Origin of the sequence: Streptomyces sp. SID3343 (assembly GCF_009865215.1) — a bacterium.
Classification (GTDB): domain Bacteria; phylum Actinomycetota; class Actinomycetes; order Streptomycetales; family Streptomycetaceae; genus Embleya.
Map to the genome: position 1 here is coordinate 1 of NZ_WWJX01000005.1, position 15,586 is coordinate 15,586.

Annotated in this window: 16 protein-coding genes; 10 read left to right on the plus strand and 6 right to left on the minus strand. The window is 71.0% G+C overall.

Going from position 1 to position 15,586, the window contains the following annotated elements:
• The 4 genes from GT354_RS00310 to GT354_RS00325 form a co-directional block, all read right to left on the minus strand.
• Positions 1–240, minus strand: a 240-nt coding sequence (locus GT354_RS00310; protein ID WP_202511384.1) for a hypothetical protein, incomplete at its 3' end; no start/stop codon positions are given.
• A 42-nt stretch (positions 241–282) separates the two neighbouring features.
• Positions 283–924, minus strand: a complete 642-nt coding sequence (locus tag GT354_RS00315) for a phosphatase PAP2 family protein (RefSeq protein ID WP_161354099.1) — start codon at positions 922–924, stop codon at positions 283–285.
• The gene (locus tag GT354_RS00320; RefSeq protein WP_161354100.1) at positions 921–1,601 is read right to left on the minus strand and encodes a DedA family protein; all 681 of its coding nucleotides are present in this window, start codon (positions 1,599–1,601) and stop codon (positions 921–923) included. Before GT354_RS00320 ends, GT354_RS00315 begins: the two co-directional genes overlap by 4 nt.
• Positions 1,602–1,806: 205 nt before the next feature.
• A complete protein-coding gene (locus GT354_RS00325) occupies positions 1,807–2,988 on the minus strand; it encodes a cytochrome P450 (RefSeq protein WP_346011756.1) in 1,182 nt (393 codons plus the stop codon).
• 588 nt (positions 2,989–3,576) lie between these two features.
• Here GT354_RS00325 and GT354_RS00330 point away from each other — a divergent pair.
• The 8 genes from GT354_RS00330 to dmpG all read left to right on the plus strand — a co-directional run bounded on the left by GT354_RS00330 (position 3,577) and on the right by dmpG (position 10,869).
• Positions 3,577–5,016, plus strand: a complete 1,440-nt coding sequence (locus GT354_RS00330; RefSeq protein WP_346011757.1) for a 2-hydroxymuconic semialdehyde dehydrogenase — start codon at positions 3,577–3,579, stop codon at positions 5,014–5,016.
• A gap of 175 nt (positions 5,017–5,191) precedes the next feature.
• Positions 5,192–6,007 carry a fumarylacetoacetate hydrolase family protein gene (locus GT354_RS00335; protein ID WP_346011758.1) on the plus strand — a complete coding sequence of 272 codons (816 nt, stop codon included), beginning with the start codon at positions 5,192–5,194 and terminating at the stop codon, positions 6,005–6,007.
• Positions 6,004–6,795 carry a fumarylacetoacetate hydrolase family protein gene (locus tag GT354_RS00340; RefSeq protein ID WP_161354102.1) on the plus strand — a complete coding sequence of 264 codons (792 nt, stop codon included), beginning with the start codon at positions 6,004–6,006 and terminating at the stop codon, positions 6,793–6,795. The genes GT354_RS00335 and GT354_RS00340 overlap by 4 nt, the downstream gene beginning before the upstream one ends.
• On the plus strand, positions 6,792–7,232 hold the full coding sequence (locus GT354_RS00345; RefSeq protein WP_161354103.1) for a RidA family protein: 441 nt from the start codon (positions 6,792–6,794) through the stop codon (positions 7,230–7,232). The genes GT354_RS00340 and GT354_RS00345 overlap by 4 nt, the downstream gene beginning before the upstream one ends.
• A gap of 14 nt (positions 7,233–7,246) precedes the next feature.
• The gene (locus tag GT354_RS00350; RefSeq protein ID WP_161354104.1) at positions 7,247–7,828 is read left to right on the plus strand and encodes a 3-hydroxyanthranilate 3,4-dioxygenase; all 582 of its coding nucleotides are present in this window, start codon (positions 7,247–7,249) and stop codon (positions 7,826–7,828) included.
• A gap of 58 nt (positions 7,829–7,886) precedes the next feature.
• Positions 7,887–8,936: an amidohydrolase family protein gene (locus GT354_RS00355; protein ID WP_161354105.1), complete on the plus strand. Its 1,050-nt coding sequence runs from the start codon at positions 7,887–7,889 to the stop codon at positions 8,934–8,936.
• On the plus strand, positions 8,933–9,859 hold the full coding sequence (locus GT354_RS00360) for an acetaldehyde dehydrogenase (acetylating) (RefSeq protein WP_161354106.1): 927 nt from the start codon (positions 8,933–8,935) through the stop codon (positions 9,857–9,859). The genes GT354_RS00355 and GT354_RS00360 overlap by 4 nt, the downstream gene beginning before the upstream one ends.
• Positions 9,856–10,869: a 4-hydroxy-2-oxovalerate aldolase gene (gene dmpG, locus GT354_RS00365; RefSeq protein WP_161354107.1), complete on the plus strand. Its 1,014-nt coding sequence runs from the start codon at positions 9,856–9,858 to the stop codon at positions 10,867–10,869. Before GT354_RS00360 ends, dmpG begins: the two co-directional genes overlap by 4 nt.
• A gap of 445 nt (positions 10,870–11,314) precedes the next feature.
• On the opposite strand, the gene GT354_RS00370 is transcribed toward dmpG, so the two are convergent.
• Positions 11,315–11,704: a hypothetical protein gene (locus GT354_RS00370; protein ID WP_161354108.1), complete on the minus strand. Its 390-nt coding sequence runs from the start codon at positions 11,702–11,704 to the stop codon at positions 11,315–11,317.
• Positions 11,705–12,394: 690 nt separating this feature from the next.
• On the opposite strand from GT354_RS00370, the gene GT354_RS00375 reads away from it, so the two are divergent.
• Positions 12,395–12,853, plus strand: coding sequence for a hypothetical protein (locus GT354_RS00375; protein WP_161354109.1), 459 nt, complete (start codon positions 12,395–12,397; stop codon positions 12,851–12,853).
• A gap of 272 nt (positions 12,854–13,125) precedes the next feature.
• Here GT354_RS00375 and GT354_RS00380 read toward each other — a convergent pair whose 3' ends face one another.
• Positions 13,126–14,025, minus strand: a complete 900-nt coding sequence (locus GT354_RS00380) for a MurR/RpiR family transcriptional regulator (RefSeq protein WP_161354110.1) — start codon at positions 14,023–14,025, stop codon at positions 13,126–13,128.
• Positions 14,026–14,284: 259 nt separating this feature from the next.
• Here GT354_RS00380 and GT354_RS00385 point away from each other — a divergent pair, with 259 nt between their 5' ends.
• Entirely contained in the window at positions 14,285–15,487 is a 1,203-nt protein-coding gene (locus GT354_RS00385) for a C45 family peptidase (protein ID WP_346011759.1), read from the plus strand.
• The last annotated feature ends 99 nt before the right edge of the window (positions 15,488–15,586 follow it).

Sequence of the window (15,586 nt, forward strand, 5' to 3'; positions counted from 1 at the left end):
CGCCGGGAGCGCGTTCGGGCGGGCCGTGTCGGCCGTGTCCGCCGCGACGGCCTGCGCTCGGCGGTTCGCGTCGGCGCCGACGTCGGCGATCAGCGCCCGCCGGTACAGGAGTACGAACGCCGCCGCCGCGACGGCCAGTACGAGCGCCACCACCACGGCCGCCGCTATCGCGGAGCGGGCCCGTACTCCGCTGTACCGCCGGAGCAGCACGCGGACTTTCGCGGCAAACCGGGCAATCATGTGAGGCAGCCTAGTGGGGGTGGGACGGGCGAGGGCACGGGCTCACGACCCGGCGCGGGCGTACCCGTTCGCTCTCGGCTCGGCGGCCGTGACGTACGCGCCGACGCGCGACGCGCGCAATCGTTCGACCGCGGGGGCGGCCCGCGCGGCCGCCAGGGTCAGCGGCCAGGCGATCAGCACGCCCACGAGCAGTCCGGCCACCACGTCGTGCGGGTAGTGCGCGCCCACCCACACGCGGGAAACGGCCATCGCCAACGCGGCGACCGCGGCGAGGATGCCCAGCACGCGGCTCAGGACGAGGACGGCCGTCGCCGCGGCCGCCGCGATCACGGTGTGATTGCTCGGGAAGGACCAGTCGTCGGCGGCCGGGCACGCCTCCAAGGTGGCCACCGGACCGAGCGTGCGGCACGGGCGCTGCTCGTGGACCAGCGTCTTGACGACGTCGTTCGCGGCGAACGCGACCACGACGATCAACGGCGCGCACAGGGCCTGCGCCATCCGGCGGGCGTCGCGGCCGCGGGCCGTCCACCAGCAGGCCACGAGGAGAACGCCGAAGAGGATGACCCCGTAGGTCGTCCAGTCCTTGATTACGGTGTCGAGGGGGCCGGGCGCGTGGCGGGCGAGGTCGACGGTCCAGGTGTAGAGGCCGCCGTCGACGGAGGCCGCGGAGAAGGTGGTGGTCATGGGCGTACCGAGTTCTTTGCGGAGCGAGTGTGCTTGCCTTGGGTGCGGGTCGGCCCGTTGCGCTTGCGTTGGCGGAGGACTTCGAGTACGAGCGGGATCAGCGACACGACGACCACGACGGCCACCATGGGCAGCAGGTAGCGGTCCACGTTCGGGATCGACGAGCCGAGCGCGTAGCCGGCCAGGACCAGGCCCACCGACCACACCGCTCCGCCGACGACCTGCCACAGCGTGAACGTGCGGGCCGGGACGCCGACGACGCCGGCGAGGGGGTTGAGCACGGTACGCACGACCGGTACGAAGCGCGCGAGCACGACCGCCTTGGCGTGCCCGTAGCGGGCGAGCAACTCCTCGGCTCGGGCGACGCCTTCGTGCAGGCGTCGGTTGCGGTAGCGCGCGAGCAGCGCACGGCCCCCGCGCCGGCCGAGCAGGTAGCCGACCTGGGCGCCGGTCAGGGCTCCGACGAGCGCGGCGAGCAACACCTGCCACAGGGACAGGTGGACGTTGTGGTTCGAGCCCGACACGCACAGCAGTCCGGCTGTGAACAGCAGCGAGTCGCCGGGGAGGAAGAACCCGACGAGCAGCCCGGTCTCGGCGAACAGCACGACCGCGATCCCGACGGCGCCGAACGTCGACAACAGCGATCCCGCGTCGAGCACGTTGACGGCGAGGTCCATCTGCAACCCTCCCGCAAGGGGGTGCCGGGACCCGGCACGTCGACGTCGGTCGTCGACAGGGTCACGGTCGCAAACCGTCGCTGAGAAACCGCTGAGAACGGCGTGGGGCCGATCGGGTGGCCGGCCGCGAGGGCCGCCTGCGCCGGGACCTGCGTGCCGCCGCCCCTCCTTCGGGTTGCTCGGGCTCCGTCGGGCTCGGGCTCCGTCAGACTCGGGTGCCGCCGAGTTCGACGGGCAGCGACGCCAGGCCGCGGACCCGTACGGACGGGTGCCACGACGTCGGCGCGTAGCGGGTCGCGTGGGGGAAGCGGTCCAGGATGGTGCGGACCGCCAATTCGGCCTCCAGTCGGGCCAGCGGCGCCCCGATGCAGTAGTGGATGCCCTGCCCGAAGCTCAAGTGGCGGGCGGTGTCCGGGCGTTCGAGGTCCACCCGGTCCGGCCGGTCGAAGCGGCGCGGGTCGCGGTTGGCCGCCGCGATCGACAGGAACACCGTGTCGCCGGCCGGGATCGGTACCCCGCCCAGTTCGACGTCCTCGACCGCGAAGCGCCGGATCGCCAGCAGCGCCGGCGACATGTGACGGGCGACCTCCTCGACCAACGCGGGAATCGCCGCCGGATCGGTGCGCAGGCTCGCGCGCAGGTCGTCGTCGGACAACATCGCCAGCAGGGAGCCCGCGATCAAGTTGGCGCTGTTCTCGTACCCCGCGAACAGCAGCAGGAAGGCCAACGACGTCAGCTCGTCCTCGCTCAGCCGATCCCCGTCGTCGCGCGCGGTGATCAGCGCGGACAGCAGGTCGGGCCCGGGCTCGGTGCGCTTGGCCGCGAGCAGGCGGGCGAAGAACGCGTACATCTCCCGCACGGTCGCGCGGATGCCCTCGCGGGTGGCGTCGACGCCCAGCACCGCGTTGGTCCAGGTCCGGAAGTCGGCGCGAGACGCGGTCGGTACGCCGAGCAGTTCGGAGATCACGCCGACGGAATAGGGGGTCGCGAAGTCCTTCACCAGGTCGACGCGTTCGTGCCCGGCGAGCTCGTCGGCCAGTTCCTCGGCGGCCCGCTCCAGCTCGCCGCGCAGGCCGGCGATCCGACGCGCGGTGAACGCCTGCCCGGCGAGCCGGCGCAGCCGGGTGTGGTCGGGAGGATCCATGTTGAGCAGGTTGGCGTCGAGCGCGGGCGGCAACTCGAAGCCCTTGTAGCCGCCGGGCTTGGCGTGCGTCTTGTTCAACGCGAGGCGTGGGTCGCCAAGCCCCGCCTGGACATCGGCGTATCGGGTGACCAACCACGCGGCGCTGCCGTCGGGCGCGACGATCGGATGCACGGGCCCGGCTTCGCGCATCCGCGCGAAGACCCCATGCGGGTCGTGGGCCATCGCCCGAGCTACATCCACCACGGACCGCTTCCGCTTGGTGACAACAAGGCACTCAACCTAGCGACGCGACCCCCCACACGCCAAGCTCACCCGATCCACCCGATCCACCCGCACCGGGCGCCCGACCGCCGACGAACCGCCATGGCGTGACTGAGGTACGCAGGCGGCCCACCGGCCACCCGAATCGGGTGGCACGCTGGGCACCGTCGGGATCGAGGAGCCGGAAAGCGGGGACCGCACCCGGCCGGTACGGGCGTGCTGATGGACGCGCTTCGCGACGCGAGCGAACGCCGCCGGGCCGGGGCGCCGGGCCATAGACGCGGACACCGCCCTGTGCCGCGAGTTCATGGCGACGCACCGCGGACATCGATGAGCGGACGACGGGTTCGGGCGTAGTCGTTCCAACACGGACGGTCGACGTGGCGTGGGATGGCCCAAGCGGGGGATCGGTCGGCGGTGCGGTCGACGGCATCGCGGTTTTGGTATGTCCGTGGGGTCAAAGAGCATTGGACGGGCATGTCAAGGCGGGTGCATGCTCCCTTCTGTAGGACCTTTGAGGACCTCGCAGCGAAGGGATGGGCGATGGGACGCTCGGCAGCCGGGAGTGGCGTGAAGCCCGCGCATTACGTGGGGGGCGAGTTCGTGCGCGAGGGCGGCGTCGGGAGCTTTCCGTTGGTCGATCCGGTGGACGGGTCGGTGCGCGGTGACGTGCCCGAGGCGGACCGGGCGATCGTCGATGCTGCTGTGGGTGCCGCGCGTGGCGCGCTCGGGGTGTGGGGTTCGAGCTCGGTCGAGGAGCGAGCCGCCGCGATGCGGCGGATCGCGGACGGGATCGAGGCGCGGTTCGAGGAGTTCGTCGACGCCGAGGTCGCGGACACCGGCAAGCCGCGTGAGCTTGCGGCGACGGTGGACATCCCGCGCGCCGTCGGCAACTTCCGGGCCTACGCCGATCTGCTGTACGGGCGGCCCGAACGGTCGTACTCGACCGCGGTCCCGGGCTGGAGCGGCGGCTCGGGCCAAGCGCTCAACTACACGACGCGTCGCCCGCTCGGCGTCGTCGCGATCATCTCGCCGTGGAACCTCCCGCTCCTGCTGCTCACCTGGAAGGTGGCACCGGCCCTCGCCGCCGGCAACACCGTGGTCGCCAAACCGTCCGAGGAGACCCCGTCGACGGCGACGTTGCTCGCCGAGGTGATCCACGAGGCCGGCCTGCCGGTCGGGGCGTTCAACCTGATCCACGGTCACGGCGCGGGCGCCGCCGGGGAGTTCCTGACCGCGCACGAGGGCGTCGACGCGATCGCGTTCACCGGCGAGTCCGCGACCGGCTCGGCCATCATGCGCAAGGCCGCCGAGCACATCACCCCCGTCTCGTTCGAACTCGGCGGCAAGAACCCGGCGATCGTGTTCGCCGACGCCGACTTCGAGGACGCGGTGGCCGGAACCGTACGCTCCGCGTTCACCCACTCCGGCCAGATCTGCCTGTGCACCGAACGGGTCTACGTCGAGCGGTCGATCTTCGACGCGTTCGTGGCCGAACTCGGCGTACGGGCCCGGGCGTTGACCGGATACGGCCCGATGATCTCGGCCGCGCACCGGGACAAGGTCGTGTCGTACTACCGGCTCGCGGTCGACGAGGGCGCCACCGTCGTCGCCGGCGGCGGCGTACCGAGTTTCGGCGACGAGCGCGACGGCGGTTTCCACGTCGAGCCGACCGTGCTCACCGGCCTCGCCCAGAACGCGCGCACCGTGCAGGAAGAGGTCTTCGGACCGATCTGCCACGTCATGCCGTTCGACACCGAGGACGAGGCGATCGCGCTCGCCAACGACAGCCGGTACGGCCTCGCCGCGACCGTGTGGACCACCGACCTGTCCCGCGCGCACCGGGTCGCCCCGCGCGTGGAGGCCGGGATCGTGTGGGTCAACTGCTGGAACCTGCGCGACCTGCGGACGCCCTTCGGCGGGATCAAGGCGTCCGGGATCGGGCGAGAGGGCGGCGAGTACTCGCTCGACTTCTTCTCCGAACCGGTCAACATCTGCATCAAGATCTGACCCGGATTCCATTCGGATTCGAATCGGTCCGACCCGAACCCGACCCGGACCCGACCCGGACCCGAACCCGACCCGGACCCGGATTCGATTCGGACCCGATTCGAAGCCGCGAAGGCGCGTCCGATCGACTGTGGACGTCCCGCCCCGCACCAACGCCCGGATACGAGAGTGACCTGTGACCGATACCGCCACCACCGCCATCGAAGCGGCCGCCGCGCGCCTGCTCGACGCCGAGAAGTCCGGCGTGCCGTGCGCGCCGATCCGTGACCTGATCACCGGCGTCGAGGACGCGTACGCCGTGCAGGAGCGACTCACCCTCGGCCGGCTCGCCGAGGGCCGCCGACTCGTCGGCCGCAAGATCGGCCTGACCTCCACCGCCGTGCAGCGTCAACTCGGCGTGTCCACACCGGACTTCGGCATGCTCTACGCCGACATGGCGGTGCCGGACGGCGCCGAGATACCGGTCGGCACCGTGCTGCAGGCGCGCGCCGAGGCCGAGGTCGCCCTCGTCCTGGCCGCCGACCTCACCCACGAGCGGCACACCGTCGCCGACATCATCGCGGCCACCGCGTTCGCACTGCCCGCGATCGAGGTGTGCGGCAGCCGGATCCGCGACTGGGACATCACCATCGCCGACACCGTCGCCGACAACGCCTCCTCCGGCGCGTACGTACTGGGCAACCGCCCGGTGTCGCTGCGCGATGTGGACCTGCGCCTCGCCGGCATGGTCCTGGAGCGCCGCGGCGAACCCGTCGCCACCGGGACCGGCTCCGCGTGCCTGGGCCATCCGCTCAACGCGGCGATCTGGCTCGCCGACACCCTCGTGCGCCTGGGCCGGCCGCTGCGCGCGGGCGACACCGTGCTGACCGGCGCGCTGGGCCCGATGGTCCCCGTGCTGCCGGGAGACGTGTTGGAGGCTCGCATCGACGGGCTCGGCGACGTACGGGTCGCGTTCGCGGCGAACTCCGAGAAGGAGGAGAAGACCTCATGAGTACCGAAACTTCCACGGTTGCCGCCGACGTCGCCGCCCTTGCCGCGACCCTCGACGAGGCCACCCTCGCCCACCGCACCACCGACCGCCTCACCGACACCACCGACCTCGACCTCCCGACCGCCTACCGGGTCCAGCGCGCCGTGATCGAGCGCCGGATCGCCCGCGGCGAGGCCCTGGTCGGCGTCAAGATGGGCTTCACCAGCCGCGCCAAGATGATCCAGATGGGCGTCGACGACGTCATCTGGGGCCTGCTCACCGACGCGATGCTGGTCGAGGAGGGCGGGGTCCTGGACCTCGCCGGCCACATCCACCCGCGGATCGAGCCGGAGATCGCCTTCCTGATCGGCAGCCCGCTGTCCGGGACGATCACGCCGGTCGAGGCCGTACGGGCGATCGCGGGCGTCGCGGTCGCCTACGAGGTGCTCGACTCGCGCTACGCGAACTTCGACTTCACCCTCCCCGACGTCATCGCCGACAACGCCTCCGCGTCCGGCTTCGGCGTCGGCACCTGGCACGACCCGGACACCCTCGACCTCGGCAACCTCGGCCTGCTCGTCGAGATCGACGGCCGCCCCGTCGCGACCGGCTCCTCGGCGGCCATCCTGGGCAACCCGCTGCGTTCGCTGATCGCCGCCGCCCGCCTCGCCGCCGAGGCCGGCATCGAACTCCGGCCCGGCTGGGTCGTGCTCGCGGGGGCTGCCACCGCCGCGATGCCACTGCCCAAGGGCGCGCACGTGCGCGTGTCCGCGGCCGGACTCGGCCGCGCGGAGGTGACCACGCGATGAGCAGCGAAGACGGCCTCCTCGTCGCGGGCAAGGCCACCCCGCGCGGCCGCTTTCCGCACGTCAAGCGGGCCGGCGACCTCGTGTTCGTGTCCGGCACCAGCTCGCGCCGCCCCGACGGCACGTTCGCCGGCGCCACCGCCGACGCGATGGGCACCACCGACCTCGACATCCGCGCGCAGACCCGCGCGGTGATCGAGAACATCGGCGACCTGCTCCACGCCGCCGGCGGCAGCCTCGCCGACGTCGTCACGATCACCACCTACCTCGTCAACATGAACGACTTCGGCGGGTACAACGAGGTCTACGCCGAGTACTTCGACGAGACCGGACCCGCCAGAACCACGGTCGCCGTGCACCAACTCCCGCACCCCCACCTGGTGATCGAGATCTCCTGTATCGCGCACATCCCGAACCCCGCGCCGGGTTCGAAGTCTTGAAAGGGCAGTGAGAGATGACTCTGCCGAAGCTGACCAACGGCCTGCCGTTCAACTTCACCCGGTGGATCGACGAGCACCGCGACCTGCTGCAACCGCCGGTGGGCAACATCCAGATCTGGACCGAAGCCGACCTGATGGTCACCGTGGTCGGCGGCCCCAATCAGCGCACCGACTTCCACGACGACCCGATCGAGGAGTTCTTCTACCAACTCCAGGGCAACATGGTGCTCCGGGTGATGGAGGAAGAAGGCAAGCCGCCGGTCGACGTGCAGATCAACGAGGGCGACGTCTTCCTGCTCCCGCCGCACGTACGGCACTCGCCGCAGCGCCCCGAGCCGGACAGCATCGGCCTGGTCGTCGAGTTCGGCCGGGCCGAGGGCCTGATCGACGCCTTCGAGTGGTACTGCGTGCAGTGTCACCACCTGGTCAACCGCTCCGAGGTCCAGCTCACGTCGATCGTCGAGGACCTGCCGCCGATCTTCCAGGCCTTCTACGAGGGCGATCGCCGGTGCCCGCACTGCGGCGCGACCCACCCGGGGCGCCAGTGGCCGGACGCGCTGCGCCCGCGCACCGCCACCCGCTCCGCCGATTCCTGACCCTGCTCTCCGCTGCCCCGACCGTCGGCCGAGCCCGACCGTGAACCACGGAGGTTCCGTGACTGTCATCGACGTCCATTCGCACGTCTTCCCCCGGATCTCCCAGGCCGAGAGCCGCATCCTGGCGGGCGCGGGCGAGCCGTGGCTGCGGGTCCACGGGGACGGCACCGGGATGATGATGAGCGGCGACGACGAGTACCGCCCGGTCATCGCACCGCTGTGGGACCCCGAACGCCGGCTCGTCGACATGGACGCGCTCGGAGTGGACGTGCAGGCCATTTCCTCCACGCCGCTGATGTTCGGGTACGGCGCCGAGACGGCGCGCGCGATCGAGTGGTGCGACCTGGTCAACGACCGGATCCTGGACTACTGCTCGATCGACCCCACCCGCCTGCTGCCGCTGTGCCAAGTGCCGCTCCAGGACATCGGCGCGGCATGCGAGACCGCGTCGCGCGCGGCGGCGGCCGGCCACCGGGGCGTACACATCGGCAACCACGTCGGCGAGCGATACCTCGGTGACGACGGCATCGTCGACTTCCTCACCCACTGCGCCGACGAGGACATCCCGGTCCTGGTGCACCCGTGGGACATGCTCGGCGGCGAACGGATGAAGGGGCACATGCTGCCCTGGCTCGTCGGAATGCCCGCCGAGACGCAACTGAGCATCCTCGGCATGATCCTCCAGGGCGCGTTCGAGAAGCTGCCCACATCGCTCAAACTGTGCTTTTGCCACGGTGGCGGCAGCTTCGCCTTCCTGCTCGGCCGGGCCGACAACGCGTGGCGCAACCGCGACATCGTGCGCGCCGACTCGCCCAAGCCGCCGTCGGAGTACGTGCGCCGGTTCTACGTCGACTCGGCCGTGTTCGACCCGCGCGCACTGCGCCTGCTGGTCGACGTGATGGGGGCGGACCGGGTCATGCTCGGCACCGACTTCCCGTTCCCGCTGGGCGAGTTGGACCCGGGGGCGGTGGTGCGCGCGTGCGAGGGGCTGACCGATGCCGACCGGGCGCTGATCCTCGGTGACAACGCCGCGGAGTTCTTCTCGCAAAGCCGCCGTCGACCGAGTCTCACCGGCGCCGCCGGCAACCAGAAGGGAACCTCACGATGACCGACGACCGGACCAAGGTCGCCATCATCGGGTCGGGCAACATCGGCACCGACCTGATGATCAAGATCCTGCGAGTGTCGCAAACACTCGAACTCGCCGCGATGGTAGGCATCGACCCCGACTCGGACGGCCTCGCCCGAGCAGCCCGCTTCGGCATACCGGTGACCCACGAGGGCGTCGAGGGGCTGATCGCGATGCCCGGCTTCGCCGACATCGAGATCGTGCTCGACGCCACGTCGGCCGGCGCGCACCGCCACAACGCCAAGGTCCTCGCCCCGTACGGCAAGCGCCTGATCGACCTGACGCCGGCCGCGATCGGCCCCTACGTCGTGCCGCCGGTGAACATGGACGAGCACCTCGACGCCGACAACCTCAACATGGTCACGTGCGGCGGGCAGGCGACGGTACCGATCGTCGCGGCGGTGTCGCGCGTGGTACCGGTGCGCTACGCCGAGATCGTCGCGTCGATCTCCTCGCGCTCGGCCGGACCGGGCACCAGGGCCAACATCGACGAGTTCACCGAGACCACGTCGCACGCGCTGGAGCAGGTCGGGGGCGCGGCCAAGGGCAAGGCGATCATCGTCCTCAACCCGGCCGACCCGCCGATGATCATGCGCGACACGGTGTACTGCGTGGTGGGCGAGTGCGACCGGGCGGCGGTGACCGCGTCGATCCTGACCATGGTCGGCGAGGTCGCGGCCTACGTGCCGGGCTACCGACTCAAGCAGGACGTACAGTTCCGCACGCTCGACGCCGGCGACCCGTTGGCGGCCCTGGCCGACCTGGACGGCCGACCCGGGCTGCTGGTCTCGGTGTTCCTCGAAGTCGAGGGCGCCGCCCACTACCTCCCGGCCTACGCCGGAAACCTGGACATCATGACGTCCGCCGCGCTGCGCGTGACAGAGAGGCTGGCCACCCGATGACGCACGAGCTCTACGTCCAGGACGTGACCCTGCGGGACGGCATGCACGCCATCCGGCACCGCTACACGACCGACCAGGTACGCGAGATCGCCGCCGCGTTGGACGCGGCCGGCGTGGACGCCATCGAGGTCGCGCACGGCGACGGGTTGGCCGGCTCCAGCGTCAACTACGGCCCCGGCGCGCACTCCGACGACGAGTGGATCGCCGCGGCGGCCGAGGTGGTCACCCGCGCCAAGCTCACCACGCTGCTGCTCCCGGGCATCGGCACGCTCGCCGAACTGCGCCGCGCCTACGACCTCGGGGTGCGCTCGGTCCGGGTGGCCACGCACTGCACGGAGGCCGACATCTCGGCCCAACACATCGCGGCCGCCCGCGAGTTGGGCATGGACGTCGCGGGCTTCCTGATGATGAGCCACATGACTCCGGCGGACGAACTGGCCCGCCAGGCCAAGCTGATGGAGTCCTACGGCGCGCACTGCGTGTACGTCACCGACTCCGGCGGCCGGTTGACCATGGACGGCGTCCGCGACCGGGTCCGCGCGTACCGCGAAGTCCTGCTGCCGGAAACCGAGATCGGCATCCACGCCCACCACAACCTGGGCCTGGGCGTGGCGAACTCGGTGGTGGCGGTGGAGAACGGCGTCCGCCGCGTCGACGCCTCGCTGGCCGGCATGGGCGCGGGCGCGGGCAACTGCCCCCTGGAAGCCTTCGTCGCGGTCGCCGACCTGATGGGCTGGAAGCACGGCTGCGAAGTCTTCCGCCTGATGGACGCGGCCGACGACATCGTCCGCCCGTTGCAGGACCGCCCGGTCCAGGTCGACCGCGAAACCCTGACCCTGGGCTACGCCGGCGTCTACTCCAGCTTCCTGCGCCACGCCGAGGACGCCGCCAACCGCTACGGCCTGGACACCCGCGACATCCTGGTCGAGGTCGGCCGCCGCGGCATGGTGGGCGGCCAGGAGGACATGATCGTCGACATCGCCCTGGACCTCCTGAACGCGACGAAGTAGCGGACCCACGGGCCGACATCGTGCGGGAGACCGGATGGCGACGAGGCCGGCCTCCCGCACCCTGCCTCAGGCGATCCGGACCGGTGTCTCGACCCGCCGGACTGGGACGTGTACAGCCACCATGGCACGGGCGATTCCCCGTGTTTCGCGGCCACCGGAAACCGTAGCCGAACGGGCAACACGAGCAGCATGAAGACGGAGGCGCGCCTCGGCGGGATCCACTCCCATGCCGCGACCGTACATCGACTTCGACGCCGGAATCAGCGGGAGCCGCCGAAACGACACGGGCGGCAATTCGCATGGCCGATTACGACATCACCGCAGCAACTCCCACCCAACGCGACGGTCGGGCGAACCCGGGTTGCCTCACCGGTGCATGCGACGGCAACGGCGATGGCGGGCGACAGGGGACGTGGCCGCCGGGTGCACGGCGCGGGGGTACCTGTCACCACTCGCGGGGGGCCCTCGTGTGGCACAACGAGCCGACCTCGACCACGAGCCAGTCGGACAGCGAGGGATCCGGCGAGGTCGACCTCGGGCGGATGCGGATGTCGTACGAGGTCCGCGGATCCACGATCTGCAGAATGCCCCGCGCGTCGCCTGCGGCCGCGTGGTCGGAGCGGATCTCGTGTCCGCGCGCGGTGGCCCCGGCTCGGATGCGGTCGAGCGCGGCGTTCTGGCCGGAGCTTTCCACCGGCAGCATCCAGGTGTCCACGATCCTGCTCGCTCCGTCGGCCCAGTCCCCGCACGCGAGTGCGTCCGTCCTGCTGGTCGCGGGCTCACCCGGTTCCGGGGCATCGACCCACCCGGCGACGTTGTTCACGTAGCCCGGCATCGGTGCCCGCGCCTGCGTCCACGATCGAGTCGGCGCCGTCGGGCGGGGCTTTCGCGGTGTGTCGGACCACTCGTCGAGATTGCACCCCGCGACCGACACCACGACCAGTGCACGAACTCTGAACGCAATCACGGGAATTCGCTTTCGTCGGCAGCTTCGGGAACCCTTCGATCCTGGCATCCCGCCCAGCCCATCGCGTGAGCCCGCGTACTCATCTCGTCGGCGTGACGGGAGTGGTCCTTGGGCCGACCTGCGCAGCGGTTCGACCGCAAGCCCGGCCATGGCGGAAAGGCCGGCGTGGACCGGCGCATTGCCAAGGCCGCGTCGGGGAAGCGGTGTTCGCGGTGGGACGCGATCAAGGCGGCGAGCGCGGACGCACGCGTAGGGGGTAGACGAACCGTTCGGCGTCGTCGCCGAGCCGGGGGCACCACACCGGACGCGGTGGCGACCGCACCCCGGTTCGGTGGGCTTCCTGTCGTTTGTGACCGTGGTCGGGTCCATCGGATGGTCGCGTGTCGTGGTGAGTGGATCGACGTGTCCTTGGCCACCGCCAGGCCGGCCCCCGTGCACGACCGGCGAGTACAGCGCCGGCGCCGGATTCACCGAAGCGGTCCGCCCAGTCCGACCCCCACCCCCCGGCGTGCAAGGCTGTGGCCTGGGTGCCGGGTGGGCACGCTTCAAGGGGGGCTCGTGATCAGAATCGGCCGGGTCGCTGTCGTGACGATCTCGATGGTGTCGGCACTGTGTCTGTCCGCAAGCAGCATGTGGTTGTTCGATCCCGCGCCGATTCTGCTCGTCGGCATCATGGCCGTAGTGGTAGTCGTCGCCGTCGTGTTGGGCTCGGGCAGTGGGTTCGTCGTGACCGACGACAAGATCCGACAGATCAGTCCGGTCGGTTCACGGGATATCGAATTGGGGCAACTCGTCGCGGTGAGTGCGTGGCCCTCGTCGGCGTGGCTGCCGATCAAGTTCCTCACCGTCTCGGATGCGTCCGGTTCGATGGTCATCACGCTGAACGGCGTCGCGGAGCCGGATCGACGGCGGATCCTCGACCCCATCCGATCGGCGATCGACGAGCAGGCACCAAAACTGAACGGCCCGGTCGACCGTTTCTTGCGCACGGACCCCTGGATCCCGCGAGGCCGCTGACCCAACCGGTCCGGCGACAGGACCCGTCGCGGTGGCCGGTTCCGGCGGCACCGGGTCTTCGGCGCCGGAGATGGTGTGGCCGTTCGGGACAAGGCTCTCGACGCCTGGTTCCGTTCGCCCCGTGATCCTCGGGGAGCCGCGCCGAGGTCAACTCCCCTGCCGGCGAGGCCGGATCGGCCCGCCCCGGCAGCCGTGGAACCGCAGCCGTCCACCCAGCGCAAAGGGTGGGCGGGTGGGCGCAAAACCCCCAGGGCCATGCGGCCACGAGCATGTCAACGGCGGGGGCGGCCCTCCTTCGGTTCCAGCAACCGCTCACGCAGGACCGTCAGTTGGTGGGAGTGCTCCACCGAGCGCGCCTCGTCCAAGGAAGCCACCGCGAGCAACAACGCGTCGCTCAGCACGATCCCCGTCAGCGCCTCGGCCGTGATCCCCGTGGGCGTGTGCGGGGCGTACAGGACCACGTCGGCGTCGTCGGCCAGTCGTCCGACCAGCTCGTCCGTGATCACCACCACCGTCGCGCCCAACATGCGAGCCCGCTCGAACAGCACTTCCATGTCCCGCAGCAGCCGCCCGGGCACGAACATCACCACCACGTCCTCGCGCCGCAGGGTCAGCAGGTCGTCGGCGAAGCCGAATCCCGTGCTGCCCACGAAGCGGGCCCGCCGGCCCATCCGGTTGAGCTTGAGGGCGAGGTGGCGGCCGGCGAGTTCGGACGCGCCCACCCCGTAGGCGAAGACCTCGGCCGCGCCCGCGATCAGTTCGACCGCGCGGCGGAACTCCTCCGCGTCGAGGTTCGCGCGACCGTGTTCGAGCCGTTCGCCGGCCTCGTCGTAGACCCGGGCGCGGATGCCGTCCAGGTCCTGGCCGACCTGCTCGATGCGCTGGCGCAGCCGTACCTCCGGGGCCACGTCCGTGCTGAAGTCGCCGGCGATGTCGCGCTTGAGCGCCGCCAGGCCGCCGAGGCCGAGTCGTTGCAGCGTACGGACCACCGTGGCGTTGCTGGTGCCGATCGCCGCGCCCAGGTCTTGGGCGCTCGCGAACAGCACCTGCTCGGGCGAGCAATGGGCCAGATACTCGGCGACGTTCCGCTCGGAAGGGGACAAATCCCCCCACTGGTCGCGCACTGCGGCCCGCAGCCGTTCCAAGGCCGGGTTCTGCGTTGGTTCGCCCACAGGTCTTGACTCCCCGGTATCAACCATTACTCTCCTGATGCAACGAGCAATACACGTTACCGCGAACTCGTAATGAACATTACGACGAGCATCCGGGCGAGTACTCCGGCGATCGGTGATGCCTCGCCATCCACGCTCCCGGAACACAGCACCCTACGCAGGACCCACCTCGCACCGCCCACCTCGCACCACCACCTCGCAGCACCCACCTGGAAACACCCCCCAGCGCACCGCGCCCACCGAGCACCCTGGAGACGACGTGAGTCGCGTGTCCCTCCCGACCATCGAGATCGGCGGCGAGCCCCGTACCCGCGGCCGCCAGTACGGCGAAGGGGCGCGCGCGCTGATCCGTACCTCGATCGACTACTACACCGAGGCGTTCGGCACCTCCAGCGGCCTGACCTGGTCCCAGGTCACCGAGCGGGCCGCCGCGTGGCTCGAACCCTCCCGCGCGTTCGCCCCCGACCTCGTCGACGAGATGGCCGGCATCGCGGAGGGCGCCGGCATCGACCTGCTCGACGTGTTGGCCCTCAACGCCCGCGGCGAGATCATCTACGACGGCACGTTCGCGTCGATGACCCCGGTCGGCCGCGACACCGCACCGGCCGGACCGGCCGGACCGGCCGACAACGCACCGCAGGACGAGGACGACGCCCCCGACGGCTGCACGTCGTTCGCGATGCTCGAAACCGCGTCCGGGGACGGCCACGTGTACGCCGGCCAGAACTGGGACTGGCGCTACGGCGTTCGCGAGACCGTGATGGTGGTCCGCGTCGTCCAGCCCGGCAAGCCCACCGTCGTGATGCACGTCGAAGCCGGTCAGGTCGGCCGCCAAGGCGCCAACTCCGCCGGCATCGCGCTCAACGCCAACGGCCTCGGCGGGCGCTTCGACCACGCCGTGGGCGTCCCGCAGACGCTCGTCCGCCGCCGCGTCCTGGACTGCGCGAACCCGGCCGACGCGCTCGACGTGCTCTTTCGCACCCGCGCGCACATCGCCAGCAACGCCCTGCTCACCCACCGCGAGGGCTTCGCGATCGACATCGAGACGACGCCGGGCGCGAACGGCTGGATGTACCCCACCGACGGCCTCCTCGTACACGGCAACCACTACCAGGCGTTCATGCCGCCGCAACTGGCCGCGAACTACCGCCCCGCCTCCCCCGATTCGCTGATCCGCGTCCCGCGCGCCGAGGCCGGCCTGCGCCGCTGCCGCGACGCCGACGGCCCGGCCGAGACCCGCAAGCTGATCCACGCCGCGATGTCCGACCACCTCGGCCGTCCCGACTCGCTGTGCACCCACCCCGATCCGGCCCGACCGGCCGTGCGGCAGTGGGCGACGCTCCTGTCCAGCTGCGTCGACCTGACCGCGGGCGAGTACCGGGTCACCGCCGGCACCCCGTGCGACCACGAGTACGAACTCATGCCCTGGAACCTCTACGACGGGCCCGGCGCGGACGCGTAACCGTCCTACCGCCCGCCCCCACCCGTCCCACCTTCTCCGGAGAGCCGCATGTCCCGCACCCGCGTACACACCCGTATCCGCGCCACGAGAACCGCGAGA